This window comes from Pseudomonas sp. FSO-7 (genome assembly GCF_059579345.1).
In genome coordinates, this window is sequence record NZ_CM184193.1 from 3,497,066 (window position 1) to 3,523,026 (window position 25,961).

At 60.8% G+C, this 25,961-nt stretch carries 17 protein-coding genes and 1 pseudogene; 7 read left to right on the forward strand and 11 right to left on the reverse strand.

The features are described 5' to 3' along the window. Positions 1 to 206: 206 nt before the first annotated feature. The 6 genes and pseudogenes from AC515T_RS15335 to AC515T_RS15360 all read right to left on the reverse strand — a co-directional run bounded on the left by AC515T_RS15335 (position 207) and on the right by AC515T_RS15360 (position 8,064). Positions 207 to 1,556 (reverse strand): TolC family outer membrane protein, encoded by a 1,350-nt coding sequence (locus AC515T_RS15335; RefSeq protein ID WP_496528991.1) that lies wholly within the window; start codon positions 1,554 to 1,556, stop codon positions 207 to 209. Between the two features lie 14 nt (positions 1,557 to 1,570). Then, positions 1,571 to 2,904: pseudogene (locus AC515T_RS15340) on the reverse strand (HlyD family type I secretion periplasmic adaptor subunit). Then, complete coding sequence (locus AC515T_RS15345; RefSeq protein ID WP_496528992.1) at positions 2,901 to 4,679, reverse strand: type I secretion system permease/ATPase; 1,779 nt, start codon at positions 4,677 to 4,679, stop codon at positions 2,901 to 2,903. The pseudogene AC515T_RS15340 and the gene AC515T_RS15345 overlap by 4 nt, the downstream one beginning before the upstream one ends. A gap of 136 nt (positions 4,680 to 4,815) precedes the next feature. Next, on the reverse strand, positions 4,816 to 5,229 hold the full coding sequence (locus AC515T_RS15350; protein ID WP_496533142.1) for an AprI/Inh family metalloprotease inhibitor: 414 nt from the start codon (positions 5,227 to 5,229) through the stop codon (positions 4,816 to 4,818). Between the two features lie 141 nt (positions 5,230 to 5,370). Continuing rightward, the gene (locus AC515T_RS15355; RefSeq protein ID WP_496528993.1) at positions 5,371 to 6,825 is read right to left on the reverse strand and encodes a serralysin family metalloprotease; all 1,455 of its coding nucleotides are present in this window, start codon (positions 6,823 to 6,825) and stop codon (positions 5,371 to 5,373) included. 342 nt (positions 6,826 to 7,167) lie between these two features. Then, positions 7,168 to 8,064, reverse strand: coding sequence for a LysR family transcriptional regulator (locus AC515T_RS15360; protein ID WP_496528994.1), 897 nt, complete (start codon positions 8,062 to 8,064; stop codon positions 7,168 to 7,170). Positions 8,065 to 8,196: 132 nt separating this feature from the next. Here AC515T_RS15360 and AC515T_RS15365 point away from each other — a divergent pair, with 132 nt between their 5' ends. Continuing rightward, positions 8,197 to 9,660 (forward strand): MFS transporter, encoded by a 1,464-nt coding sequence (locus AC515T_RS15365; protein WP_496528995.1) that lies wholly within the window; start codon positions 8,197 to 8,199, stop codon positions 9,658 to 9,660. 193 nt (positions 9,661 to 9,853) lie between these two features. Continuing rightward, entirely contained in the window at positions 9,854 to 10,132 is a 279-nt protein-coding gene (locus AC515T_RS15370; RefSeq protein WP_003201764.1) for a DUF1652 domain-containing protein, read from the forward strand. Positions 10,133 to 11,071: 939 nt separating this feature from the next. Here the strand turns inward: AC515T_RS15370 and AC515T_RS15375 are convergent. Beyond that, complete coding sequence (locus AC515T_RS15375) at positions 11,072 to 11,497, reverse strand: GlcG/HbpS family heme-binding protein (protein ID WP_496528996.1); 426 nt, start codon at positions 11,495 to 11,497, stop codon at positions 11,072 to 11,074. Between the two features lie 283 nt (positions 11,498 to 11,780). On the opposite strand from AC515T_RS15375, the gene AC515T_RS15380 reads away from it, so the two are divergent. After that, positions 11,781 to 12,866, forward strand: a complete 1,086-nt coding sequence (locus AC515T_RS15380; protein WP_496528997.1) for a Rieske 2Fe-2S domain-containing protein — start codon at positions 11,781 to 11,783, stop codon at positions 12,864 to 12,866. Beyond that, entirely contained in the window at positions 12,863 to 13,813 is a 951-nt protein-coding gene (locus tag AC515T_RS15385; protein WP_496528998.1) for a PDR/VanB family oxidoreductase, read from the forward strand. The genes AC515T_RS15380 and AC515T_RS15385 overlap by 4 nt, the downstream gene beginning before the upstream one ends. Before the next feature lie 404 nt (positions 13,814 to 14,217). Here AC515T_RS15385 and AC515T_RS15390 read toward each other — a convergent pair whose 3' ends face one another. Continuing rightward, a complete protein-coding gene (locus AC515T_RS15390) occupies positions 14,218 to 14,931 on the reverse strand; it encodes a GntR family transcriptional regulator (protein WP_496528999.1) in 714 nt (237 codons plus the stop codon). A gap of 126 nt (positions 14,932 to 15,057) precedes the next feature. Further along, a complete protein-coding gene (locus AC515T_RS15395) occupies positions 15,058 to 16,089 on the reverse strand; it encodes an Ldh family oxidoreductase (RefSeq protein WP_496529000.1) in 1,032 nt (343 codons plus the stop codon). 210 nt (positions 16,090 to 16,299) lie between these two features. Between AC515T_RS15395 and AC515T_RS15400 the strand changes: the two genes are divergently transcribed. Further along, complete coding sequence (locus AC515T_RS15400; protein WP_496529001.1) at positions 16,300 to 21,114, forward strand: dermonecrotic toxin domain-containing protein; 4,815 nt, start codon at positions 16,300 to 16,302, stop codon at positions 21,112 to 21,114. A gap of 180 nt (positions 21,115 to 21,294) precedes the next feature. Further along, entirely contained in the window at positions 21,295 to 22,293 is a 999-nt protein-coding gene (locus tag AC515T_RS15405) for a FecR family protein (protein WP_496529002.1), read from the forward strand. Between the two features lie 235 nt (positions 22,294 to 22,528). On the opposite strand, the gene pvdQ is transcribed toward AC515T_RS15405, so the two are convergent. After that, positions 22,529 to 24,877, reverse strand: a complete 2,349-nt coding sequence (gene pvdQ / locus AC515T_RS15410; RefSeq protein WP_496529003.1) for a bifunctional acylase PvdQ — start codon at positions 24,875 to 24,877, stop codon at positions 22,529 to 22,531. Between the two features lie 296 nt (positions 24,878 to 25,173). On the opposite strand from pvdQ, the gene AC515T_RS15415 reads away from it, so the two are divergent. Continuing rightward, positions 25,174 to 25,575, forward strand: coding sequence for a fe2+ zn2+ uptake regulation protein (locus AC515T_RS15415; RefSeq protein WP_496529004.1), 402 nt, complete (start codon positions 25,174 to 25,176; stop codon positions 25,573 to 25,575). Here AC515T_RS15415 and AC515T_RS15420 read toward each other — a convergent pair. Next, a complete protein-coding gene (locus AC515T_RS15420) occupies positions 25,565 to 25,753 on the reverse strand; it encodes a hypothetical protein (RefSeq protein WP_042731964.1) in 189 nt (62 codons plus the stop codon). The two genes, AC515T_RS15415 and AC515T_RS15420, sit on opposite strands and share 11 nt — an antisense overlap. Between the last annotated feature and the right edge of the window lie 208 nt (positions 25,754 to 25,961).

A 25,961-nucleotide genomic window follows, 5' to 3' on the forward strand; every position in this document is an offset into this window, starting at 1 on the left:
GTTTTGTGGTCTGCCCTGGTGTTGTGGTTTGTCCTGGTGTTGTGGTTTGTCCTGGTGTTGTGGTTTGTCCTGGTGTTGTGGTTTGTCCTGGCTTTTGTGGCGAGGGAGCTTGCTCCCGCTGGGCTGCGCAGCGGCCCCAAAAAACCAGCGAGCGCTTCGCACTCGAGCGGGAGCAAGCTCCCTCGCCACAAAAGGCAACGCGCCGGTCATTGAATTGACGCCCGGGACACAAACGCCTCATCCACCTTCGCCAGGTCCTGCGGGCCGAGGGTGCCGGCGTAGTAATGCAGCTTGGTCCAGGCCATGAGGTAGTCGTAGCGGGCCTGGGCCAAGTCACGGCGAGTGGTGTAGAGCTGTTGTTCGGCATTGAGTGCGTCAAGGTTGACCCGCTCGCCACCCAGGATGCTTTGCCGAGTCGATACCACCAGCGCTTCGGCAGAGCTCAGGGCCTTTTGATAGGCGCGCAATTTGTTCGCTCCCGACACGCAGGCGCTGAACTGACGGCGCAGTTCGATCAGCGTCTCGCGGGTCTTGGCCTCCAGCTCGTACTCGGCCTGCTCCATGTTGCGGCTGGCCTGGCGAGTCGACGCCGAGACTCCACCGCCGGCATACAGCGGCACGCTGACTTCCAGGCCGATGGTGTTGGTGTCGTAGCGCTGGTTGTAGGTGTTGCCACTTTCCGATTCGTTCTGGCGCATCGTTGCGTAGGCACTGACCTTGGGCAGATGCCCGGCGCGGTTGCGTTCGACCTCGAAGCGCGCCACATCCACCGCTTGACGCTGGGACGCCAGGCTGGGGTTATTGCTCACTGCCAACTCGTGCCAGGTGTCGAAACTGGCCGGTTGCAAGACAAAGGTCTGGAAGGTGTCGTGCAATGGGGCCAGGTCGCCGATATCCAGGGCCGGGACGCCAATCAACGAGCCCAGCTCTCGCAGGGCGGCGTCCTGCTCGTCCCGCGCCTCGATTTCTTCGGCGATTGCCAGTTCATAGCGCGCCTGCGCCTCAAGGATATCGGTGCGGGTGCCTTCGCCCTGGCGAAACAGATGTTCGTTCTGCTGGAATTGCTGCTCGAACGCCTTTTTCTTGGCCTGGGCAATGTCGATCTGGTCCTGGGCGAACAACGCCTGGGTGTACTGACCCAGCACCCGCACCAACAACGCCTGGCTCTTGTCCCGAAAACTTTCGTCGGCGAACAACGCCTGGGCCACGCCCTTTCGGTAGGCCGCATATGCCTCGTAGTCCAGCAAGGGTTGTTGCAGCGTCAGACTGGAGCCGTAGCTGCTGTAGTTGCGATCGTCATGCTGGCTGGCGCCACGGTCATTGAGGTACGTGACCTTGGATTGGTTGCGGCCCTTGTTGTAGCTGTAGCCCAAATGCGGCAACAGCCCGGCGCGGCCAATGGCGCGGTTCTCCAGCCCCGCATCGCGCTCCTTGATCGCGCCCAGGTAGACCGGGTCATTGCGCAGGGCCTGCTCATAGAACTCGAAGGGCCCCATGGCCCAGGCGTTGTGGCACACGGAAACGGCCAGCGCGGCCATCCAATAGAAACGCTTCATCCCGCCAGGCATCCTTATTCTTCGGTCAACGCAGAGCCGGCTCGGTCGAGCAGCGGTTTGAACAGGTAGTTGAGCAATGAGCGCTCGCCGGTACGTACGAACATTTCGGCCGGCATGCCGGGCTTGATCACCAGGCCGTTGAGCTTGTCCATCGCCACGTCGCTGACGCTGCTGCGCAGCACGTAGTACGGCGCGCCGGTCTTCTCATCGAGCATCTGGTCGGCGGAAATCAGGCTGACTTCCCCCTGCACCCGCGGCGTACGGTTCTGGTTGAAGGCGGTAAACAGGATGTCCACCGGCAAATGCGGGCCGACCTTGTCGATCAGGTGCACCGGCAGGTGCCCCTCCACCTCCAGTCGCGTGCCCTGGGGTACGATCTCCAGCAAGGTGTCGCCCTGGCGCACCACCGCGCCTTCGGTGTGTACCCCAAGGTTCACGGCGATGCCGTCGGCGGTGGCGAGGATCTCGCTGTGTTGCAACTCGAACCCGGCGGACTTCAGTTGCTGTTGCAGGGTTTCGCTCTTGAGCTGGGCCTCGGCCAATTGGCTGCGCACCTCTTTCTGGTATTCCTCGTTGTGCTGCTGCAGCCTCAAGCGAGACTCGACGATCCCCTGCTCCACCCGGCCGCTTTCGCCGCTGTTCTGCGCCAGCTCCTGCTGCACTTGCGACAACTGGCGCTGATAGTCCAGCAGGCGGTTGCGCGGGATGTAGCCGTTGTCCGCAAGGGTTGCAGGTTGCCCAGTTGCAGGCGCAGGGAGTCGGCCTGGGCGGTCAAGTCGCCGCGGGCCCGACGCATGCCCGCCAGTTGCGCCGTGGCGCCCTCGATGCTGGCGCGCAACGCCGCCTGCTCCCGAGCGAAGGCTTCACGGCGACTGCTGAACAGTTGCCGCTGGCCTTCGAGCACCAGGGCCAGGCGCGGATCGGGATCGCGACTCAGCTCAGCCGGGAAACTCACTTGCAAAAGGTTGTCCCGCTCGCTTTGCCAGCGCGCCAGGCTGGCCCAAGTCATCCGGTACTGGGCTTGCAGTGATTGCACATCGGCGGCGGCCTGGGTCTGGTCCAGGCGGAACAGTGGCTGGCCCTGCTTCACCGCCTCGCCTTCGCGCACCAGGATCCGGCTGACCACGCCGCTGCTCATCGACTGCACGGCTTTGCGCTTGCCGGACACCACTACGGTGCCCTGCACGGGTATGCCTTGATCCAACGGAGCCAAGCTGGCCCACGTGAAAAAACTCCCCGCGCCAAGGATCGCCAGTGCCCAGCCCATGCGGGTGAAGAACCGTGCGCTGTGTTCGGGGCGCTCGATGATTTGAGGTTGTTCGAAGCTCATGTCGCGTTCCTTGCTCATACGCCGCTGGGCTTGTTGGCAGCCTGGTACTGACGGCTCATGCTCAGTCCGTTGGGGGTTGCCTGGGGACGCTCCCGTTGTGGTGTCTCCGATTGGCCGGACAGTGCCCGCAGTACGTCCTGGCTAGGTCCGAAGGCCTGTAGCCGGCCTTCGTTGAGTACCAGCAGTTTGTCGGCCTGGGCCAGCGCCGAGGAACGATGGGTCACCAGCACGACGCTGGTACCCTGGGCCTTCATTTGCGCGATGGCGCCGGCCAGCGCCGCTTCACCAACCATGTCGAGGTTGGAGTTGGGCTCGTCGAGCACCACCAGACTCGGTCGGTCGTACATCGCCCGGGCCAGGGCCACCCGTTGCTTCTGCCCGCCCGACAAACCGCTGCCGTCCTCCCCCAGCACGGTGTCGTAGCCCTGGGGCATGCGCAGGATCAACTCATGGACGCCGGCCTGTTGCGCGGCGGCGACGACCTTTTGCGGATCGGCCTCGCGAAAGCGGGCGATGTTCTCGGCGATGCTGCCGCTGAACAGCTCGATGTCCTGGGGCAGATAGCCGATATACGGGCCGAGCTGGTCGCGATTCCAGCGATGAATATCAGCCCCATCGAGCCGCACCGTTCCCCCCAGTGTCGGCCATACACCGACCAGCACACGAGCCAGGGTGGATTTACCGGAGCCCGAAGCCCCCAGAATTCCGAGTACTTCCCCAGCCGCCAGGCTGAAGCTGACCTGCTGCAGGGTGGCATTGCGTTGCCCCGGCGGGCCGGCGCTCACCTGCTCGAAACTCAGTTGGCCCTTGGGCGGCGGCAACGCCATCGCATCATCCTGTGACGGGTAAGCCTGCAACAGCGCATCGAGGCGGCGATAGGCGAGCTTGGCTCCGCTCCACTGCTTCCACACGGCAATCAACTGGTCGATGGGGCTCAATACCCGACCCATCAGGATCGAGCCGGCAATCATCATTCCGGCGGTCATCTCGCCCTTGATCACCAACAGCGCGCCCAACCCCAGTACCAGCGATTGCAGGCACAGGCGCAGGGTCTTGCTCAAGGCGCTGATCACCGCGCCGGTGTCGCTGGCCTGGTTTTGCAGGCCGAGAAAACGCGAGTGCACGGCAAACCAGCGGCTGCGTAACGCGTCGAGCATGCCCATGGCCTGGATGGTCTCGGCATTGTGCAAATGGCTGGTGGCCAGTTGGCTGGACCGTTGCGAGTAGATGCTGGCCTGCCCCAACGGTTTTTTGGTCATGGCTTCGTTCAGGCAGGCCAGGCCGATCAGCAGCAGTGTGCCGACGGTGGCGAATACGCCGAGCCAGACGTTGAACAGATAAATCACCAGCAGATAAATGGGGAACCATGGCGCGTCGAAGAACGCGAACAATGCAGGTCCCGTGACAAATTGGCGAACATGGGTAAGGTCGCCCAGGGACTGCCCGGCATTGCCCTCGCCCTGACACAGGTTGCGCTCGAACGCAGCCTTGTACACTTGGAGGTTGAAGCGTCTTTCCAACTGGCTGCCGATGCGGATGACAATGAAGCTGCGCACCATTTCCAGTAGCCCGATGAACACAAAGAACCCGACCACCATCAACGACAACATCGCCAGGGTGGTTTCGTTTTGGGATGACAACCCGCGGTCATACACTTGGAGCATGTATATCGAAGGCGCAAGCATCAAGACGTTAATCAATGCAGTAAAACAACCGACACTGATCAGAATGTTCTTATAAGCGCCCAGCGCTTTAAACAACGGCGCGGCGACAGCGCCCCGGCTCTTAGTCATGGTTCTTCCTGCTGTTGGCTTCGCCGGATATCCGGCTGTTATGCACTACCAATCTTTAATTATTAAATCGGCCCCGGCCGATGCGCACGCCTGATTGAACATACGCGTCTTGCTTTGGGGCAATCGTAACAATTTGTTAACGCTCGATCGGACGCTCAAGCCTGAGTATCAGGCCGGACTTCAAGGTGACCTGATAATGATGTTCCTGGCGCAAGCCCAGGTGCACTCTAGCGTTCTGTCTGCCAATCAAGGAAAGACCATCGGGTTCGGTAAACCAATGAACCGGTTCATCCCCTAGCCAGTGGCCCAGGCATTCGGTTTGTCCGCCCAGGGTCTGGTCCGCCTTGAGCTCGACAAGGCACGTGTTGGACGGTTTGTCCTGCATCGCCTGGCTTTGCGCGGTGTCCTGCGGGCTCGACAAAACGGCCAGCCACTGGCCGGCCAACTGCGAGGGTTCTGCTAACAACAGGCTGCGCGCCATGGCGACTTCTCCACAAAACATCATCAGTGTAGCGAGCAACCCAGCGGTTGCCTGGACGCTACAGGGCATCGATTCTCTATGCATTTGCTTGATCCTGGCCGGGGTCCTGTAGGCGCTGTCGAGCGAAACGAGGCTGCGATCTTTCCCCTACCGCTTGAGTCTCAAGCGAAAAGATCGCAGCCTGCGGCAGCGCCTACAGGGGTTTTCGCATTACGCCACGATGTCCGAGACGGCTGCCTGGCCGACGGTGCTGACCAGGAAGTCAGCCACGCCGTGCCCGGAGAAGTCCACCGACAGCAGGCTGTTGCCACTCGATGTCGACAGCACCGCATCGCCCGCCGCACCAGTGAAGGCGCTGACGAAATGCAGGCTCGCGCCCTTGGTGATGCCGGTCAGGTCGATCTTGTCCAGGCCGCTGACGAAATCGAGGATCTGATCCGTCGCTCCCGGCCGTGAGTCGGAACTGGCGGCAAACACGAAGGTGTCCGAACCCGCCCCACCCCAGAGCTTGTCCGCGCCACCGGCACCCCAGAGGATATCGTTGCCGGCACCGCCCTTGAGCTCATTGGCCACCGAGTTGCCGATCAACAGGTCGCTGCCCGAGCCGCCGATGGCATTTTCGATGACGGCGCCCTTGGCGATGGACACGTTGCCCACCATGCCGCCCACGTCGGAGAACGAGGCGTCATTGAGGTTGATCTTCTGGCTCTGGGTAAACCCGGAGAAATCCAGGGTGTCGCGGCCGCCCGCGTCCCATACCGAAAACACCACTTTGTCCGACGACGAAGAGGCACTGAGGAAATCGCGACCGGTGTTCGAGTTGAAACCGTAGGTCGAGTCGCCGGTACGGGTCGTGGTGTTGGCACCGTAGAGCTTCTGGATCGCCGCGATGTCATCCATCAGCGGCCCCGAGGCGTAGGCTTCGACGCCGCCCTTGCTGAAGTTCTGGCTGGTATTGCTTTCGCTCCAGTAGCTCATGACGCTGTAGCCGCGAGTGTCCTGGCCATAGGTGGCGTCATCGTAGGTCGGGCTGCCTTCACCGGCGTTGTAGTCACCGGGGTGGGCCAGGCCGAGGGTGTGACCGATTTCGTGGGTCAGGGTCTGGCGACCGTAGTTGTTCAGGTCCGGGTTCTTGTTCTGGGTGTAGCTACTGTTGATCAAGTACCAGGACGTCCCGTCATAGCCCGCGCCAGTCCCCGGCAGGTAAGCGAACGCCGCAGCGCCATCCTGGCCGCCGCTGTAGTTGCCGAAGGTCATGTGACCGTCGCCACCGCTGGCTTTTTCGGTGAAGGTGACATTAGCCACGTCCGCCCAGGATTGCATGGCCAGGGCTGCCTGGCCTTTCTGCTGGGCGCTGAACTGGCTGAAGCCGCTGATTCCATGTTTGTTCATGGTGCTGGAAGAGGCAGACGTCAGGAAGGTATAGGTCAGCTCGATCTTGCCGCTGCCGTCCCGGTCCTGGTAAGCCGCACCGTCGCGCAACAACTGCGTGGCCGCCTCGTCGACGGAATATGACGGTTTGCCGTTGACGGTCAGGTTGCCGCCGCGGTCATATTGGTGACTGAAACTATTGATCTGGTTGAACGCACTACTGGGAGCCGCCAGTTGCGGAGCCCAGAGCAGTTGTTCGGCAGAATCAATAGCGCTGTTTTTGACTTTCGACATAAACACACTTCCTTGTTTGCAAATGGAACAGTTTTTAGTCAGACAGACGATCTCTGGCGAGATCGTCCAATCACTCGCCCAATGAGGACGTAAGAAACCTGACACAATTTGAAATCAAACGTCTAGCCATTTTTTTCGTTCAATTTCACGCCCTGCCCCTAAACACCCATAAACAATAGGCTTCTACCTCGTTAGTGCGCGCACTCAACCGCCAGAGTTGCAGATTGTCGGACAAAACTCTATTTAAATATTAAATATAGATAACTAGTCATGTGCGGACGACGTCGCACTTTCGCCAACTAAGTGCCAGCGAAGTGCTATTAATCAATATCTACTAAATGTCTATGATTGACTTGCGCATACGTCTCGTAAACAGCCTCGAAACCATCGATGCACGGGGTCGGCGTCCATCCGCGGATGCCAGAGCATGGCGATCGTGAACCCAGGCACCGGGAACGGCAGCGCAAAACTGTGCAAACCGTTGCGCAAGCTGGTGGTGTAGCGCTCAGGCACGCTGGCGATCAGGTCGCTGGAGCGGGCCAGTCCCAGCGCCGAGGAGAAACCTGGCACGGTGGTGACGATTTCCCGGGACAAGTCCAGCGCCGCCAGGGCCTGATCGATAAGGCCATGGTCCAGGCCGCGCATCGAGACACCGACATGCCCGCCCGCCGCATAACCGGCGGCATTCACCGCCGCATGGCTCAGTGGGTGCCCCGAGCGCACCACGCCAATCAAGCGGTCGCTGAACAACGCCTGGGTTCGCAGTTCCGGGCTGGTGTCCTTGTCCACCACGGCGGTCTCCAGGTCCACGGTGCCCTCGCGAAGCGCGGTGCTGTCCCGGTCGGTCTTTTCCACGAAACGCAACCGCACGCCCGGCGCTTGCTCGTGGATGCGGGCGATCAGGGCGATGGCGAAGTTTTCCACGAACCCCTCACGGGTGCGCAGCGTGAAGGTACGGCTCAGGCGCCCAAGATCCGGGGTCGTCACCGGGCGCAGCACCGCCTGGGCCTGTTGCACCAGTTGGCTGACCTGTTCGCGCAGTTCCAGCGCACGGGGTGTCGGCACCAGCCCGCGCCCGGCCCTTACCAACAGCGGATCACCGGTGGTTTCCCGCAGCCGCGCCAGTGCCCGGCTCATGGCCGATGGGCTGAGCCGCAGCCGCCGAGCAGCGCGAGCCACGCTGCCTTCCGAGAGCAGCACATCGAGGGTGACGAGTAGATTGAGGTCAGGCGAAGACATGGCGAAGCCTCGAATTGAATAGATGGCGTCTGGTGCAGCTATAACCTGCAAACGCTGCGTCTTCCGCCATGTTATGCCCAGCTGTAACGTTCTGACAGCGCCGTTTCGAGCGCCACGGATACAGGTGAGACGATGAAACCCATCAACACGCAACCCAGCCAACCGGCAACCGCCCCCAAGAACCGGCTCTTTTCACCTCGCTGGGCCCTGGCCAGCCTTGCGCTCTCGACGCTGCTGGCCTCCCTGGGCGCCAGTGTGGCCGCAGTGGCGCTGCCGACGCTGGCCCAGGCCCTCGATGTCTCTTTCCAGCAGGTCCAATGGGTGGTGCTGGCCTACCTGCTTGCCATGACCACGCTGATTGTCAGCGTTGGCCGCTTGGGCGACCTGATGGGCCGCCGCAAGCTACTGCTGGCCGGCATTGCCTTGTTCACCTTGGCCTCCGTGTTGTGCGGCCTGGCCCCTTCGCTTTGGCTGCTGATCACAGGTCGCGCGCTGCAAGGCCTGGGGGCCGCCATCATGATGACGCTGACCCTGGCCCTGGTCGGCGAAACGGTCGCCCAGGAAAAAACCGGCAGCGCCATGGGGCTGCTGGCGACGCTGTCGGCGGTGGGCACGGCCCTCGGGCCGTCCTTCGGCGGCCTGCTGATCAGCGGGTTCGGCTGGCAGGCCTTGTTCCTGGTCAACCTCCCCCTTGGCCTGCTGACGTTATGGCTGGCGTGGTACTCGCTGCCGGTGCGGCAATTGCCGCCGAGGGCCGAAACGATTCGCTTCGACATCACCGGCACCGTGCTGTTGGCCTTGACGCTCGCCGCCTATGCCTTGGCCATGACCGCCGGGCGCGGGAGCTTTGGCGGGTTGAATATTGCGCTGCTACTGGCCGCCTTGGCGGGCGGCGGGCTGTTCATTCGGACCCAATCCCGAGCCGTGTCGCCGCTGATTTCCTTGACAGTGTTTCGCGACAAGTCATTGGTCTCGGGCCTGGCAACGAGCGCCCTGGTCGCAACGATCATGATGGCGACGTTGCTGGTCGGGCCTTTTTACCTGTCCATTACCCTCGGACTGCCCGCAGCCCTCGTCGGGCTGGTACTGGCGGCAGGGCCGTGCGTCGCGGCGCTGGCCGGGGTGCCTGCCGGACGCCTGGTGGATCGGTGCGGTGTGCAACCCATGCGGCTCGCCGGCCTGGCGACCATGGCCCTCGGCTGCCTGATACTGTCACTGGTTCCCCCTGCCCTTGGCATCGCCGGCTACCTCACTGCTATCGTAGTGACTACCCTGGGCTACGCGTTTTTCCAGACGGCGAACAACACGGCCGTCATGGCCGATGTGGCCGCCCAACGGCGGGGCGTCATCGCCGGGCTGCTCAATCTGTCGCGCAACTTGGGTTTCTTCACCGGAGCCTCCGTGCTCGGCGCGGTGTTCGCGACCGCAGCGGCGACGAATGACATCACCCGCGCCAGCCCCGACGCCGTGACGAACGGTCTGCACACCGTCTTCGCCACGGCCCTGGCGCTGGCGGTCCTGGCCCTGGTCATCGCCTTGCAATGCCGCGTGCCAGAGCGGTTGAGCGAGCCCGAGGACGCGCCCAAGCAAGCGTGATGGCACTCTGAACATTGCCGCTTAAGTCGTGATCCAGATCAAAAAAAGTGAACCAATCGCAAAATGGACTGAAAAAATCCACATGAGCTTCATTTTCAGGTGCTATTTTTAGTTCTCACTGGTAGAGCCATGATGGCTCTTCCTTCCTGACATGGGCAAAAGGAAGCGCTCGATTGAAGAAGGCGGGCAACACATGAATAAAGGATCTTTCAGCAAGGTTACGTTCCCCAACGCTTGCCAGTTGATGCGCTGGCACTTCCATCCCATGGGATTCGAAGCGAGCATGGATGCGCCTGGCAGTATGGTTGCCCGGTTGTTTGATCGTGCCAGCGGCGAGACCATGATCGCCATTGCGGGGATTCCCTGCGCGACGGTGATGAATGCGCCGGATGTGGAGCGAATAATCGAGGCGGTGGAGGCCGAGCTGGAAGCCTTTGTGCCACCGGTGGGGTTGCGGCGGTTTGCTTCCTGACAGGGAGATAATGCTGATCATTTAAAAAAGCGGCGCTTTCCTCTTTTGTGGAAGGCGCTGTTTTTTTTGGCTTGGGCTTGGGCTTGGGCTTGGGCTTGGGCTTGGGTTTTGGGTGTATATCCGTTGCTGCGGTAACGGCTACTTAGGGTTCCGCCCTTACGGCGGGTCACTTTTGGAAGAGCGCCAAAAGTAACCAAAAGCGCTTTGCCCCACCACTCGGCACCTCGCCTAGGCTCGGTGTGCCCTCACTCCGGCATTGCTCCGTGGGCCCGCCGCGAAGGGCCATCCATGGCCCAGCGCGGCTATCCCGGCATCCATGCCGGGATGCCCACTGCGCAATGCCTGCGTTCGGCCAGCGTGGTTTAACGGGGCGTCCAGATCAAGATCAAGAGCCAAAGCAAGAGCAAGAGCGGGACGCAGGCCGGCATCTAGGTGGCTGAACCACCGCTATCGCGAGCAAGCTCGCTCCCACACTGGGCCTGTGGTGAACACACAAGACTTATGAACACCCAAGATCACCTGTGGGAGCGAGCTTGCTCGCGATGAGGCCAGCAAACCCAACATCCATGTGATTGCACCACCGCCTTCGCGAGCAAGCCCGCTCCCACAGGAGAAACGCGGTCCCACCAAGAGCCAGGTCGGCTATCAGGCCGCCTCGCGGTGGACGTTGATCTCGGGCGCCCCGTTAACCACGCTGGCTGAACGAAGATATTGCGCAGTGGGCAACCCGGCATGGATGCCGGGTTAGCCGTGCTGGGCCATGGATGGCCCTTCGCGGCGGCCCACGGAGCAATGCCTTCCGAGCCTAGGCGAGGCACCGAGTGGTGGGGCAGAAGCGTTTTGGTTACTTTTGCGCTTCTCAAAAGTGACCCGCCGTCAGGGCGGAACCATAAGCCGCCTTTACCGCAGCAACGGATATGTACTCGATCAACAAAAACCTCAGGCATCCGGAGTGATCACCGGCAATACCTTCTCCACCGCCAAACGAGCCAATTCAGCATCCTGCTCAGCCTTGACCCCAGACACCCCGATAGCACCAATACACTGCCCGTCATGACGAATGGTCACTCCACCTTCAAGCATGCCTTGCAGGTGCGGAGCGCTGAGAAACGCGAATCGACCGCCATTGATCATGTCCTCGAAAACTTTGCTGTCACGCCGGCCCATGGCAGCCGTACGGGCTTTTTCGGTGGCGATATAGGCCGATAATGGCGAGGCATCATCCAGGCGCAACAGCCCGAGGGGATGACCACCGTCGTCCACCACACAGACCGACACCGCCCATTGACGCTGGTGAGCCAGCGCCTTGGCCTCCACCAGCAATTGCGCAACGTCCTGCTCAGTGAGTACCGCTTTGGTCTTCATGCATCACTCCGTGTTGTGCAGCAGCAAGCCCGCGAGACAATCAGACACCCGCCCGGCAGGTCCAGGAATACTTCGTTCTGTGAACCATAGCGCACCTGCGGCCGTTCATTGAAGCCTCGGGTGCCGGCGGCCTGTCGGTACTGGAATAATCGCCCGATATCCAATCAATGGATCCACTGACATCGCAAATTATCCATTTATCCGGCAAAACCGTTGACAAGCAAATTAGTTAAGAGAGTTAATGGATCCACAGACAAGAACAACATCCGCCTGGAGATCCGACATGTACCCCAAAAACGCCTGGTACGTTGCCTGCACACCCGATGAAATCGCCGACAAGCCCCTGGGTCGCCAGATTTGTGGTGAAAAGATGGCTTTTTACCGGGGGCATGAAGGCAAGGTCGCAGCCGTGGAAGACTTCTGCCCCCATCGCGGCGCCCCGCTTTCCTTGGGGTACGTCGAAAACGGCAATCTGGTGTGCGGCTATCACGGCTTGGTGATGGGCGGTGATGGCAAGACCGTCGAGATGCCGGGGCAACGGGTCCGGGGATTCCCCTGCAACAAGACCTTTGCGGTGCAGGAACGCTATGGCTTCATTTGGGTCTGGCCCGGTGAGCAGGCGCTGGCCGACCCGGCGCTTATCCATCATCTGGAATGGGCCGAAAGCGATGAATGGGCCTACGGTGGTGGCCTGTTCCATATCCAGTGCGACTATCGCCTGATGATCGACAACCTGATGGACCTGACCCACGAAACCTATGTCCACGCCTCGAGCATTGGCCAGAAGGAAATCGACGAGGCGCCGCCGGTGACCACCGTCGAAGGTGATGAAGTGGTCACCGCCCGGCATATGGAAAACATCATGGCCCCGCCGTTCTGGCGCATGGCCTTGCGCGGCAACAACCTGGCGGATGACGTGCCGGTGGACCGCTGGCAGATCTGCCGTTTCACCCCGCCCAGCCATGTGCTGATCGAAGTGGGTGTGGCCCATGCCGGCAACGGCGGTTATCACGCCGCGCCGCAATTCAAGGCGTCGAGCATCGTGGTGGACTTCATCACGCCGGAAACCGAAACCTCGATCTGGTACTTCTGGGGCATGGCCCGGCACTTCCAGCCCCAGGATGAAGCCCTCACCGCGTCCATTCGCGAAGGCCAAGGCAAGATTTTCAGCGAAGACCTGGAAATGCTCGAACGCCAGCAGCGCAACCTGTTGGACCATCCGCAGCGCAACTTGCTCAAGCTCAACATCGATGCCGGCGGCGTGCAGTCCCGGCGGGTGCTGGAGCGCTGGATCGCACGGGAGCGCGAGCCTCAAGCCGGATTGATCGCCAGCAGCCATCAGCCGCAACCGGCGGAGCAACGGCCATGATCGAAGTCCAGGTCACGGCGCGACACAACGAAGCCCTCGATATCTGTAGCTACGAACTGACCCGTGTCGACGGCGAGCCATTGCCGGCCTTCACCGCCGGCGCCCATATCGATGTGCACTTGCCCGGCGGGCTGATTCGCCAGTACTCGCTGTGCAATCATCCCGAGGAACGGCATCGCTACCTGATTGGCGTGCTCAAGGACCCGGCGTCCCGCGGTGGTTCGCGCAGCCTGCATGAGCTGATCCACGTTGGCATGCGCTTGCACATCAGCGAACCACGCAACCTGTTCTCGCTTGCTCCCCAGGCCCGGCGCAGCCTGCTGTTTGCCGGAGGCATCGGCATCACGCCGATCCTGTGCATGGCCGAGCACTTGGCCCAGAGCGGTGCGGCGTTCGAACTGCACTACTGCGCCCGCTCCCGGGACCGTGCGGCCTTTGTCGAACGCCTGCACCAGGCCCCTTACGCTGACCGGGTGTTTCTGCATTTTGATGAGGAGCCCGCAACCCTGCTGGACGCCGCCAGGGTGCTGGCCGCCCCCGATAACGACCTGCACCTCTACGTGTGCGGGCCCGGGGGTTTCATGCAGCACGTGCTCGACACCGCCAAGGGCCAGGGCTGGCAGGAAGACCGCCTGCACCGCGAATACTTCGCCGCCGCCCCTGCCGACACCCGTGCCGACGGCAGCTTTTCAGTCAAGCTCGCCCGCAGCGGCCAGGTGTTCGACGTGCCGGCGGACCGCAGCGTGGTGCAGGTGCTGGAGAGTCATGGCATCGAGATTCCGATCTCCTGCGAACAAGGCGTGTGCGGCACCTGCCTGACACGGGTGCTGGAGGGTGTACCGGAACATCGGGATATGTTTCTGACCGAAGCTGAGCAGGCCTGCAACGACCAGTTCACCCCGTGTTGCTCCAGGTCGAAGACGCCGGTGTTGGTACTCGACCTCTAACATCTGAACAACACTGAACACGGTGGGAGCGAGCCTGCTCGCGATGGCGTCGGCTCAGCAGCATTGATGGTGACTGACACACTGCAATCGCGAGCAAGCTCGCTCCCACAGGGATTTAGGGTGAATACAAACTCTGCAATCACCCGAAACCATTGTGTGAGTCGGCACATCCAGCATTGATGCAAGCTGACCCGCCGCTATCGCGAGCAGGCTCGCTCCCACAGAGGATTTGTGGTGAATACAAATCCTCCAATCCCCCGAAAATCATTGTGGGAGCGAGCTTGCTCGCGATGGCGTCGGTTCTGCAGCATTGATGGCGACTGAACCACCGCTAGCGCGAGCAAGCTCGCTCCCACAAGGGATTTAAGTGGGAGAAACTCCGTTGTTACCTGCAACCGGGCGGGTTACTCCGAACGCAGAATCACCGTCATCTGCTCGTCAGCCAGCCTCGAGCCGAACACTTCAGCGTAGCGCAGGGTCGCATTGGCATGCTCGCGCATGATCGCCTCGGCACGGCCGCTCTGGCGATTGATCAGTGCGTCGAACACGGAATGGTGTTGCATGTGGGCATAGTTGAAGCGGCGAAACTCGCCGGCCATGTTCTGGCGATCCACCGCCAGGGCGGTGACTGAAGCGAATGGCAGATGATCGTTGCGGGCCAGGGCGTCGGCGATCGCCGGGTTGTGGCTGCCTTCGACGATCACCTGATGAAAGCGCATGTTGAGGTCGTGATAGACCTCCAGGTCATCCTCGGTCACGTAACCTTTGGCGAACAGTTCATCGCCCTGCACCAGGCATTGCTCGAGTATCGCGCGGGCTTCGTCAGACAAACCATGCTCGGCCGTCTGCCGTGCCGCCAGCCCCTCCAGCACGCCACGTACCTCCACGGCCCCGGCGATTTGCTCGGCGCTGACCGAACGCACCTGGAAACCTCGCCCGCCAAAGCGCACCAGCAGCCCTTCCTGTTCCAGGGTGCGGAACGCCATGCGCACCGGCATGCGCGAAACACCGAACAACTCGGCCGTGGGGATTTCCATCAAGCGCTCGCCGGCGGCCAGCTCACCCGAGGCGATCATCTTGCGCAGCGCAATCAGCACTGTTTGGCCGGGCTTACTCATCCAGGCGATTCCAGAGAAAAGAAGCCGTCATAGTAGAAGGCTTGGCGCAGCGTGTCACGGCAAGGCTCTGGCGCGGGGCCGTGATAAACGCCGGTGGCAACCGCGCTGGCTGCCACCGTCGGTGGTTCAAATGCCCGCCAATTCCCGCAACTGCGCCAACGTCTGCTCATCCAGGGGAATCCCCCGCTCATTGGCCTTACTGCGCTCGCGATGACGACGGTCTCCCGGCAACCGCCGCAGCCCGACGCCATGCATCTGCCTGACCAGTTCCCGGCTGCGCTCGGCGAAGTCTTGCCCGGCGGTCTTGCTGGGGTCGATCACGATCAACAGCTGGCCGGTCCACGGCGTCTTGGCGCCCGGATGATTGCTCCAGTCGAACTCGAAGGAAAAATTGCCCCCCGTCAGGGCTGCCGCCAGCAACTCGACCATCATCGACAGCGCCGAGCCCTTGTGCCCGCCAAACGGCAGGAGCGCGCCGCCTTCGAGAATCGCCTTGGGGTCGCGGGTCGGTTGACCGAGGCTGTCCACGCCCATGCCCAGCGGCAGCAACTCACCCTTGCGCGCTGCAATCTGCACGTCGCCGTGGGCGATGGCGCTGGTGGCCAGGTCGAAGACAATCGGCTCACCGTCGGCCCGTGGCGCAGCGAAGGCAATGGGGTTGGTGCCGAACAATGGACGATCCGCGCCATGGGGCACCACGCACGTCATGCTGTTGACCACGCTCAATGCCACCAGGCCTTCGTAGGCAAAGGGCTCGACATCCGGCCAGAGCGCCGCGAAGTGATGGGAGTTGCGAATGGCCAGGACGGCGATACCGGCGCCGCGGGCCTTTTCCACCAGCAATGACCGCGCGGCGGCCAGGGCTGGCTGGGCAAAGCCGTTACCGGCATCCACCGCGACGAACCCTGACGCCACGTCTTCGACCACCGGCACGGCCTTGCCGTTGACCCAACCGCTGTTCAGTGTCGAGACATAACCGGGAAGGCGAAACACACCATGGCTATGGGCACCGTCGCGCTCGGCCCCGGCGCAGTTTTCAGCCAGGCACCGGGCGACTTCGGTCGATGTGCCATGACGCAGGAAAATCTTCTCCAGCAAACTCACCAGAGCATCGAAGGACAGGGTGCAAGAAGCGGCATGATCGGATGGCGCAGACATCTGAAGCTCCGGAATGATTGTTGGAGGTAGCGACAGCGTAAAGGACCCGCCCGGTGATTAAACACTGTTTCAGGCGCGCACTGTCAATCCTTCCCAGCGCAGATCAAAGAAGCCCGACGCGCAATAACTATGTACCACCGTTGCCCATCCATCGTTGCCTAGTCTGGCCGCTTCCGCGCCGTCTTGCGGCGCCTTGATCGAGAAGCAACGATGACCACTGAAACCACGCCACTGCTATTTCCCGAGGTATTGAACGCCACTCGCCTGGCTGAGTTGAACGCTCCCCCTGGACTGACCCAGGCCGACCTCGACTGGTTGCACCATGTCGCCCTGCCCAGCCATGCACAACGTGCGGCGCAGCGACCACCGATGGCCGCCGAGACGATTCTGCTCCAGGCCGGGAACAAGGCACCGATCCCATTGGCCGGCTGCTTTACCCTCAAGGCCCTGGCAGATAACGACGGAACCGACCTCAAGCCCGCGTTCCTTTACACGCCAGACAGAGGGATCCGCAAATTCAACGACTCGCACGCCCTCGAAAACAAGATCGATGAAATGCTGCAGGACACCGCGGGGCGCGACGACCTGTTTCGCTACCTGGCGATTTCCCAGCGCAGCGAACTGAACAGCACCACCGACATCACCCAGACCAGCCAGATCATCAACGAAGACGTTTTCAAGGCGCAGGTCGAAGCCATCGAATACGCCCAGAGCCTCAATGCCCTGGCCATGGTGGATGAGCTGATCAAACTGCCCACACTGACCTCGATGCTGAACGAAGCCTTGAGCGAACGGCTTCCCAACTTCGATCAACGACAGGCACGTGTGGCCCTGCGCAAGGGTGTCCCGCTGGGCGATACCCAAGCTATCCCGGTCACTGAAAGCATTCCGTTGAGCGACGCCGTGCTGGTCTACTTCCACCATCAGGGCTGGCCCGCCGGGCATGACGTCGACCTGACTCACCCCGGCACGACCGCACACACGGCGCAACAATGGGAAGGCATCATCAAGGCCACGGCCAGGAACCTGATCCCCAAGCTCAGCCAATGCATCAATGCCTACTGGCAGGCAAATAGCCCCTTCTACCGGTCGCGCCGCGACTTTCTTGCCCGGATCATTCGTGACGCACTGCGGGCCGCGATCCTGATCGAGCGCGAAAAAGGGCAACTGACCGAAGCGCAAAACCAGGAGCTGCTGCGCCTGTTCAGACCTTCGCGCCGGGACGAACCACTGCTGTTCATCGAAACGATTCGTCTCTGGGAATATGAACCGCACTTCGTCGAATTGGCCGGTTCGTTGATGATCAGTGGCAAGGATCATTATCTCTACACCCCCAACCACGGCCTGCAAAAGGTTGCCAACTACCTGGGTTTCAAGGATGCGCTGCTCAATACCCCAGCCACCGCCGAGCCCAGGCAAGCGCTCTACAACCTCTTGAGCCTGGACGAACGCAACCGTTTCCTGCGCTTGGACCAGCCACAAGTGTCAGGCGAATCGGTGGACTTGCCGGTGGCCGAGGCCTTGGCTGACGCGATCATCGCCAAGCAGCTGGACAATCTTCACTACGCGTTGGAGATGTCCCGCCAGGGCGACGTCAACCTCCATTCACTCATCGACAAGGCGCTGGATGTCCGTACCTTGATCAACAAAAGCCTGTTGGATCAGAAAACCGATGGGCATTGGGGCACACGACCAGCATTTTACGGAGACCTGCGACCGTCCAACTTCATGGCCGACCAACTGGAGAGGAAGATCAAGCGCTACACCGATGTCGAAGACACCTTTCACACCCACTTCATCCACTTGCCACCCGCCAACACGACTTTGCTGCACAGCGGGTTGGACAAGCTGCTGCCTGAACTGACCAACGTTTTCTCACTGGGCCTGCGCGCCGAGGCCGAACTCAGAGAACGTGACGGAACGCTACCGGCAGCCGCCCATGACTTGATCAGGAACGTTTTCGCCTACGACGCTGACCACCCGGACCGCACGCAGCGCCTGGGCGTCAGAGGCTTTCGACCGGATGTCTATTCGTTGAAGCTGACGTGCCAAGCTGAAGGGCGCGCGGTTTCCCTGCGCCTGCCCAACTGTTTTTTGCTGACCGAGCGCGGCGGCCTGGATACCCCCTACTCGGGCATGGCCATCCTTTGGTCCCCCACCAGCGGCCTACAGGCTTTTACGAGCGTAGACCTGGCCACGGAGCAGTTGAACAAAGGCCTGCTGGACACTCGAAAACGCTTTGCCTGGCTATCGAACCTGGCGCCCGCGCAGCGCCTTCCCCATGGACGCTACCAACTCCAGGCCTATGAACTGCTGGAAGACAATGTGCTGGTCAATCGGATGAAGTCGTTCATCGAACAGTTCAAGGCCGAGCGCAGTTATTTGAGCACATTGAAAGTCGGGGATTGGAAACTCAGCGGATCGGCGTTGCGCAAAAGTTTCGACGCCTTGCTGGCCAAAGGCGCACCCACCAACCTGAAACGCGCCGCGGACATCGCCCAAGCCAACAGGCGACAACAGAAACTGCCCGCCTGGCTCGGCACAGCGCCCCTGGAAGACCGGCGCCTGCATATCGAACTGCTTGAGCAATACAAGAACAGCGTGGTCGATGCCGATGCCAAGGACTATCTGGACGGTATCGAGCCATTGCGCACCTACGTGCATAAAAAACTCAGGGCGCTGCTGGACGCACGTTTCCCTGGAAAAAACCTCGACCCCGACACCCTCCAGATCACACCGAACCTTGCCGTCGTGGGGCCGGCCAGCGCGCTGACCGACTTTGCCTTGAATCATGTCGACGTGACCCGAAACGACTTCAAGGTTTCGTCGACCGCCCCGCGCAAACTGCCTGACGGCTTGAACGAGACGGCGGTCAGGCAAATATTGTCGTCATTGGATATTTCCACCGCCTACAGAACACAGGTCGTGGACACGCTTTCCGGCTCTGGCGCGCCAGTCCAGCAAAGGAAGCGCCGGTTCCGTCAACAATTGCCCTGGCAACTGCTGCAACACGCTCACGCACGGCACCTACAGCAACATCTCTCCAGCAAGGCCTTCGACCTGATTCGCCAGGTACTGGATATGCCGGACGCCATCGCCCGCAGCGCGGTTGAAGGCGCCAGCGCGCTGTTTCGCCCTGTGGAGCTGATCAAGACCGGCGGCGCGGCGGCGGTCAAGGCATTGGGGCTCTACCTGGTGGGTTCGAGCGCCCAGGCAGCCCACCCCCTTGTCCTGTATTCCCCTTATCACTCAGGTCATTGCTTCACCGAGTTCAAGGACGAAGCGAGCGTGGTCGCGGCCTTCAACACCCCCGGCGCGCTCCAGGATCTGCTGATCCGCCGGCTTCCCGAGAACCAGCAAGCCATTTTCAGGAACCTGTTCGCTTCGACACTTGGGCACCTTTCGGAAATCACCCTGGGTTCCAACCCCATCCGCACCAACCTGCTCGACGCACTGTTCGATGACAACACGAGGTTGCTGGCAGAGCTGTTGAGTTCCCAGGCGCAGGACAAGCGCCAATTCGACTGGACCACGGCCTTGCACCTGTTCAGCTCGGGCATCCGGTTAGTGGGAAGACAGTTGCCGGGCAAACTGACGTTCATAGAAACGCTGTGGGAAAGCTACCAGGACTTCAAAGCGTCCTCCGAGGCCCTGCAAGCGCGTGACTGGAAAACCGGCTTGCACAACTTCATCGCCGGCGCCGCCGAGATGGTATCGCTGGGCTTGCTCAATCGTGACGATACATTCGGCCTGCTCGATCCCGTTGGACCGGCCTTGCCGAGTGTCCCGTCGACGCTCAACTGGAAGGACATCGCTTCCACCGGTCAACTGCGTACCGACCTGGGCGTCTTCGAAGCCACGGGTATCAGCCTATCTAACCTGCAAAGAAACCTGTCTGATGGAACGTACAAGGCCATAGAAAACGGCAAGCTTTATATCCCCTTGGCCGGCAAAGTCTTTCAAGTAGCAAAAGCCGACCAAACCTGGCGAATCATTCATGAGCACGGTGAAGGGCCGTTGTTGAAAAAGTCCTCGGACGACCGGACATGGGGGATCGACCCACGGCGCCAAACCATCCGTTTTGGTAAGGCCGGGTCGAAGATGGCTATAACCTATAGCGACTTCAAAGCCAAAGGTTCATTGAATATTGAAGCGCGAGGCATGGCTGAGATACGTCGGAAATATCCGCACCGGGCAAATGCAATCGTGCAGGCGCTGGAGACGGCGCGGTTCTACTCGTTCAATGCCCTGCACAATCTCCATCAACTCAAGCAACAGGTTCTTCCGGGCTCTCGACTGGACAGATACCTTAAACTGTTTTTTGGTGTCGGCAGCGTCGACGCCCGTCTTATCAGCAAAATAGAGACAGCAATCTCGCCGATATGCCAGCCATTGGCCGATCCCTCCTGGGAACTGCAAAATGCGGACCGCATCGTTATCGGCAACCTCAAACACCTGGAGGACAGGGCGACTGCGTTCGTTCTCGAACCGGCGGCGGTGGGAAGAATCTACCTCACCCAGTTTTTCTTCGACATGGGACTGGATTGGTACAAGTCCGTCGTGCCCGACTCCTTTAATGTCGATGCCCATGCCCAGGGAGCGACCTTCATCCATGAAATTTCCCATCAGTTGTTCAATACCTTTGACATCGCCTATCTGGACTCGGTACTGCCATTCCTCGACTTGATTTCAACAGCGACTTATCTAGGGCAAATACAATACGACAAGCAAAAGGACCTGCAGCTCAACGGACTTTCGCTGACCACCCCAAAACCCAAACTGTTCACGCAATGGGATAGCGCAGACAACACCTACAAGAAGTTGGAGCTGCTGCCTTTATACAAAGAGACAACTCAGGAGATCCTGAAGATCACCGGCGCCAAAACCATGGATCACGCTCGCGATGCTTTTCTGGATCCGATTTTGCCGGACAAGCGCATCGACGTCATACTTCGCAACGCCGACTCGATCACGCTCTTGATTTGCGAATTAGGGCGGCAACTCGATGTGCGCCCTTCCCGGTAACTTGCGGTGCCGTGATCTGGGCAAAGGGTTATTTGATCTTTTTTTCACGCCAAGTATGCGACGGTAGGCCATGATCCGTGTTTGAGCGAAAAAAACAGGCTCATTGATGCGTAAACGCCATGACGGCAGTTCTCGGCAGCTCATACCGAAGGTTAGAATGCGGCAAACCAGGACGAATCAATGACCGAACATACCCTCTCGGAAGCCGAATACGACGCCATTACCGATGCCGCAGCTCATTGGTGTATGCGACTGCATGCCGTCGACTGCACCGATGCCGAACGGCAGGCATTCAAGCAGTGGCATGATGCCGATCCCCTGCATGCGTTCGAATACGAAGCCATGCTGGAAATCTGGGACGTTGCCGATCATCTGCCACGTGTCGAGGCAGCCGCCGTCACTCCAGCGTCCAGACCCCGGTCGCGCTGGAGCCGGTTGGCTGTCGCCGCCGCGGTGTTCGTCGTCGGCCTGCCCGTGGCCGCCTACACCGGCTGGAACCTGGACTGGATCGCCAATTCCTACCAGCGGTTCGAAGCCGGCACGAGCGTGCGCCATATCACCCTGGGCGACGGCAGCCACGTGGAACTCAACCTGGGCAGTGAGCTGACCTTTGCCAACTACAAAAACGAACGCCGGGTCACCCTGGAAAAGGGCGAGGCGTTTTTTGACGTCAGCCATGACAAACAGCATCCGTTTGTCGTGCGCGCCGGCCAAGGCCAGGTGCGTGTAACCGGCACTCGCTTCAACGTCTGGATGTACCAGGACCAGGTGCGGGTCACGTTGGTGGAAGGCTCGGTCAGGGTCACCAGCAACCAGGCGCTCTCTCGTAATGGCCTGCAACTTTCGCCGGGCATGCAAGCGAGCTACAAGGCGGGCGACCATCAACCGCAAGTGCGCGAGACAGACCCCAACGACAGTTCGCTGGCGTGGCGTAACGGCAAGCTGGTACTGGACAACCTTGCCCTGAGCGACGCCTTGCCGCTGATCAACCGCTACCTCGACCGTCCCGTCATGCTGGCTGACAACAGCACCGGCGGCCTGCGTGTCGGCGGGGTCTACAACATCAGCGAAGTGCAGAACCTGGTGGCTTCGTTGCCCAAAGTCCTGCCGGTCTACCTGACCCAGAACAAGGACGGCAACCCGGTGCTCAACTCCATCGGGCAGCGGCCGGCCCAGTAATTGCGTCCCCTGTGGGAGCAAAGCTTGCTCGCGATAGCGATGGATCAGTCTGACTCGATCTTGAATGTGCCGCCCTCATCGCGAGCAAGCTCGCGCCCACAGTTTGGATCTCTGCCGGCCTGTAATTTCCCAAACGCCAACAATCTCCTGTGGGTGCGAGCTTGCTCGCGATGACGGAGGGTCAGCCTGCATTCAATTGAATGTGACTGCCCCTTCGCCTGCACTACAACAGCGATTATTGCGTCGCCACCCTGCCCGCCTCATCACGCTCACGGATAATCACGGTCTGATAGTCTGGATCAGCCTTGATCTGCTGCTCGGTGAAGGGCAGCACACTCCACTGCTTCTGCGAAAAAGCCTGGGTCTGGTCGGCCGAATAAGGGGAAGCAGGGTCGCTGGAAATGGAGAATGCCAACAGTCCCTGGGCTTGTGGACCTTTACCGTCAAACGTCACCACTTGCAGGTAGCTGGTACCGCTGACCACCTCCCGCTTGCCGTTCGCCCCCGGCACACTCTGGATCGCGTTATAGATGCCCAACTCCCCGGGGCCACCATGGATTGGCGTCTGTCGGCTACCGCTGCTGGCCACCTGGACGTCTTGCCATCGGCTGTCCTTCGACAGACCCGCCACCTTCACCGCCGCCACCGAAGCCAGCATGGCTTCGCGCACAGCCTTGAGCACCGGCGGTCGCTCGATCGCCAGGCCGCGCGGGGTGTGTTGCGGGTCTTTGGGATCGAACGCAACGCGCCATGAATCAGGCACTGCCTGCAGTCGTTCCATGATCTGCTGGAAATGCACGAACCCCAGGCCGCTGTTCAGGCCGGCCTTGCGATCCCAGGCCTCGAGGCTGGCGCAGGCCTCGGCCAATGCCGAAGCATCGCCCCCCAGGTCACCGGCGCAAACGCCGAGCAGGTCCGGCATCATCTGGTCAGCCAGGTACACCTGATCGTCCATGACCATGCGTTGCAAATCCTCCACCTTCACCGGTCCGCCCTTGGCCAACTGGCCCATCCGCTCCAACGCAAAACGCGCCCGCAGGCCCAGCGGCTGGCCTTGCTGGCTGATCACCGGGGAATAACCGGCCAACGGCTGCGCAGGGTTGACCATCCAGGCCGAATCGTTGGAGTTCTGCACGTAATCGCGGCGCAGCAACTGCGGGAGCTTGTCGGCGGCATAAGTACCCTTTTGCACCGCTTTGGAATCGCTGCCCCAGGCGCATTCGCTGCGACTGCCATCCAGCACGATCAGTTGCAATCCGGCCCTGGGGTCACTGCACCGGGCCAGTTTGTCGGCGTCGACGTTCGGCACCACCGACACGTTCATGTAGAGGCTTTGCCCTTGGTCGTCCACCGCCAGGGTATTGACCCAGGGAATGCCCTGGATTTTATGGACGGCATCCTGCAAATCCTTGAGCGTGACGGCCTTGTTCATGGCATACCACTGGGCCAGCACGCGATCGTTTTCCAGGTTCGCGTCCCGCAGGCTGTAGGCGAACCGGTTGTCCCAGTCCAACCGGCCGGGCCATTGCACGATCGGGCCGAACTGCGAGCCATAGACCACGCGGGAAACCGTCTGTACCTGGCCGTCGGGTTGCTTGATGTCCACGGTGACCGTCTGCTGGCTCATCGGTACGGATTTGCCATCGAGCAGGTAGCGGGTCGGGTCTTTCGGGTCGAGTTGCAGGCGGTACAGGGTGAAATGTTTGGAACTGTCGACGGTGTGCGTCCAGGCCAGGTGCTGGCTGAAACCGATGTTGATCATCGGCAGGCCTGGCAGCGCTGCGCCCATGACGTCCAGTTTGCCGGGAATGGTCAGGTGCATCTGGTAGAAACGCATGCCCCCCACCCACGGGAAATGCGGGTTCGCCAGCAACATCCCGCGACCGTTGAACGAGCGATCACTGCCGATGGCCAGGGCATTGCTGCCGCGTTCCAGGGCAAAACGCTGCTGCCGGGTCGCGGCGGCAGCGTAACTTGCGGCCGGAGCAGCGATGAGTGCCGTCGCCTGGGGCGGTTGTGCGCCGGCCAGGGCTTCGGCGAACTGGCCGACGCCGCCCTCCACCAACAACCGACGGGTCAATTTGACCAGGTCCAGCGCGGTGATCGGCCGCACCCACCCGCTGGCGCATTGCTCGGGTAGGCCCTTGGCCTTGCGCTCGGCCAACGCGCGGTTGTAGCCCGCCGCATAACCTTCGACCAGTTGTTGCACTTGAGGCGTCTGGGCCTGCCAGAAACCGGAGACCGCTTGCGGCGTATTGAGCCAGCTGAAAAACAGATCGCTGACGCGGTTCTGCCGCTGTTCGACCGTGACCTGCTCGGGCCCGAAATACCGCGAGCGCTGGGCATTGACCGTGACGATCTCATTGGCCAGCAGGCACAGATTGTCCTGGGCGTAGGCATAACCGATGCCATAACCCAGTCCACGCTCGTCCTGGGCGCGGATATGTGGCACGCCAAAACGGGTGCGACGGATCTCGGCACTGGCCTGTTGCCCATCGTCCTGCGCATTGACCACGGGACTGAGCCCGAGAGCGATCCCTAGAAAAGCGCCTGCGAGGCCAACCCTCGATAACTGCCCGGACATTCTCACGTTCACTCCTGATGAAAACTTCAGAGACCAGGACGGCTACCGGTGCGCCAATAGACAACCACTCGGCTCGCCTGGGAAATCACACGCCGCGTGCTGAACCGGAATGTGCCTACCTTGAAAACGAACCGGATGAAAAAAAATTAATGCCCTGACGCCGCTTGAACACGGGGGTTTGACGAAGCAGGGGCAATTTTTTCACATCATGGCCCTCATGATTGTGTGCCCTCGTTCGTCCTATTACAGGAGAGTATTCGTGACCTTTTCTGAACAGGCTGGTAAGGAGTTTTTGCATGCGTAACGCGCAACTGCCTATGGAGGGCAAGCCAAGGCCGACCGGCGTCTCGCTGAACGCCACACACCGTGAATTCGAGAGGCCGCCAGAACGCGGCGGCAATGACCACATCAGGCGCCTGCTCAAGAGCTTCGGGCTCAGGACCAGTCTGATTCGCCTCAAAGTCATCGACGCGCTGCTCAAGGCCGCCCACGAAAACCGCTGCCTGGGAGTGCGTGGTGTGCACAGCCAGTTATTGGGGCTGGACATTCCATTGTCCTTTCTCAGCGTGCGCGAGGTGTTGAAGCGCCTGTGCAGCGAGGGCGTCGTGACCCTCAACCCCGATAAAAGCTACCGCCTGCACCCCAGCGCGATGGCCGTGCTCGAGGCCGAGGAATTGAAGCCGGCGATCAAGGCTTGACCTTGCGCCGCATCACGCCGTTGATCACCACCACGATGACCGCCACGGCAATAGCGATGTATTGAAACAGCTGCTCGCTGATCATGCCCTTGCCCTGCATCCAGGACAGTCCGAGCATGATCGCCAGGACGACGAGGACGATCAGAATCGAGTATTTCAAACGTTGTGAATGTGTCATTGACAGCTTCCTGAAGTGATCCGTTCTGCATCCAGCGTGCTTCCCAGGCCCGCTGCTGCCTTTTGTTCCTGCGCGATACAGGCAAGGCATAGGGTACAACCATCGCGCATTTTCGCGCGACTGCGGTTGTAAACGATTGATGACCTGTTTGTATTGACCGTAAGAATATTTCCCAGCAGCCGTTGTAATTTTCTTCTGAGCGACACTT

Excerpts from the sequence above, each read along its gene's own strand:
- AC515T_RS15405 (WP_496529002.1), top strand. The coding sequence starts at position 21,295 with ATGACCGAACATACCCTCTCGGAAGCCGAATACGACGCCATTACCGAT.
- AC515T_RS15355 (WP_496528993.1), bottom strand. The coding sequence starts at position 6,825 with ATGTCGAAAGTCAAAAACAGCGCTATTGATTCTGCCGAACAACTGCTC.
- AC515T_RS15390 (WP_496528999.1), bottom strand. The coding sequence starts at position 14,931 with ATGAGTAAGCCCGGCCAAACAGTGCTGATTGCGCTGCGCAAGATGATC.
- AC515T_RS15365 (WP_496528995.1), top strand. The coding sequence starts at position 8,197 with ATGAAACCCATCAACACGCAACCCAGCCAACCGGCAACCGCCCCCAAG.
- AC515T_RS15335 (WP_496528991.1), bottom strand. The coding sequence starts at position 1,556 with ATGAAGCGTTTCTATTGGATGGCCGCGCTGGCCGTTTCCGTGTGCCAC.
- AC515T_RS15400 (WP_496529001.1), top strand. The coding sequence starts at position 16,300 with ATGACCACTGAAACCACGCCACTGCTATTTCCCGAGGTATTGAACGCC.
- AC515T_RS15370 (WP_003201764.1), top strand. The coding sequence starts at position 9,854 with ATGAATAAAGGATCTTTCAGCAAGGTTACGTTCCCCAACGCTTGCCAG.
- AC515T_RS15415 (WP_496529004.1), top strand. The coding sequence starts at position 25,174 with ATGCGTAACGCGCAACTGCCTATGGAGGGCAAGCCAAGGCCGACCGGC.
- AC515T_RS15360 (WP_496528994.1), bottom strand. The coding sequence starts at position 8,064 with ATGTCTTCGCCTGACCTCAATCTACTCGTCACCCTCGATGTGCTGCTC.
- pvdQ (WP_496529003.1), bottom strand. The coding sequence starts at position 24,877 with ATGTCCGGGCAGTTATCGAGGGTTGGCCTCGCAGGCGCTTTTCTAGGG.
- AC515T_RS15420 (WP_042731964.1), bottom strand. The coding sequence starts at position 25,753 with ATGACACATTCACAACGTTTGAAATACTCGATTCTGATCGTCCTCGTC.
- AC515T_RS15380 (WP_496528997.1), top strand. The coding sequence starts at position 11,781 with ATGTACCCCAAAAACGCCTGGTACGTTGCCTGCACACCCGATGAAATC.
- AC515T_RS15350 (WP_496533142.1), bottom strand. The coding sequence starts at position 5,229 with ATGCCCTGTAGCGTCCAGGCAACCGCTGGGTTGCTCGCTACACTGATG.
- AC515T_RS15385 (WP_496528998.1), top strand. The coding sequence starts at position 12,863 with ATGATCGAAGTCCAGGTCACGGCGCGACACAACGAAGCCCTCGATATC.
- AC515T_RS15345 (WP_496528992.1), bottom strand. The coding sequence starts at position 4,679 with ATGACTAAGAGCCGGGGCGCTGTCGCCGCGCCGTTGTTTAAAGCGCTG.
- AC515T_RS15395 (WP_496529000.1), bottom strand. The coding sequence starts at position 16,089 with ATGTCTGCGCCATCCGATCATGCCGCTTCTTGCACCCTGTCCTTCGAT.
- AC515T_RS15375 (WP_496528996.1), bottom strand. The coding sequence starts at position 11,497 with ATGAAGACCAAAGCGGTACTCACTGAGCAGGACGTTGCGCAATTGCTG.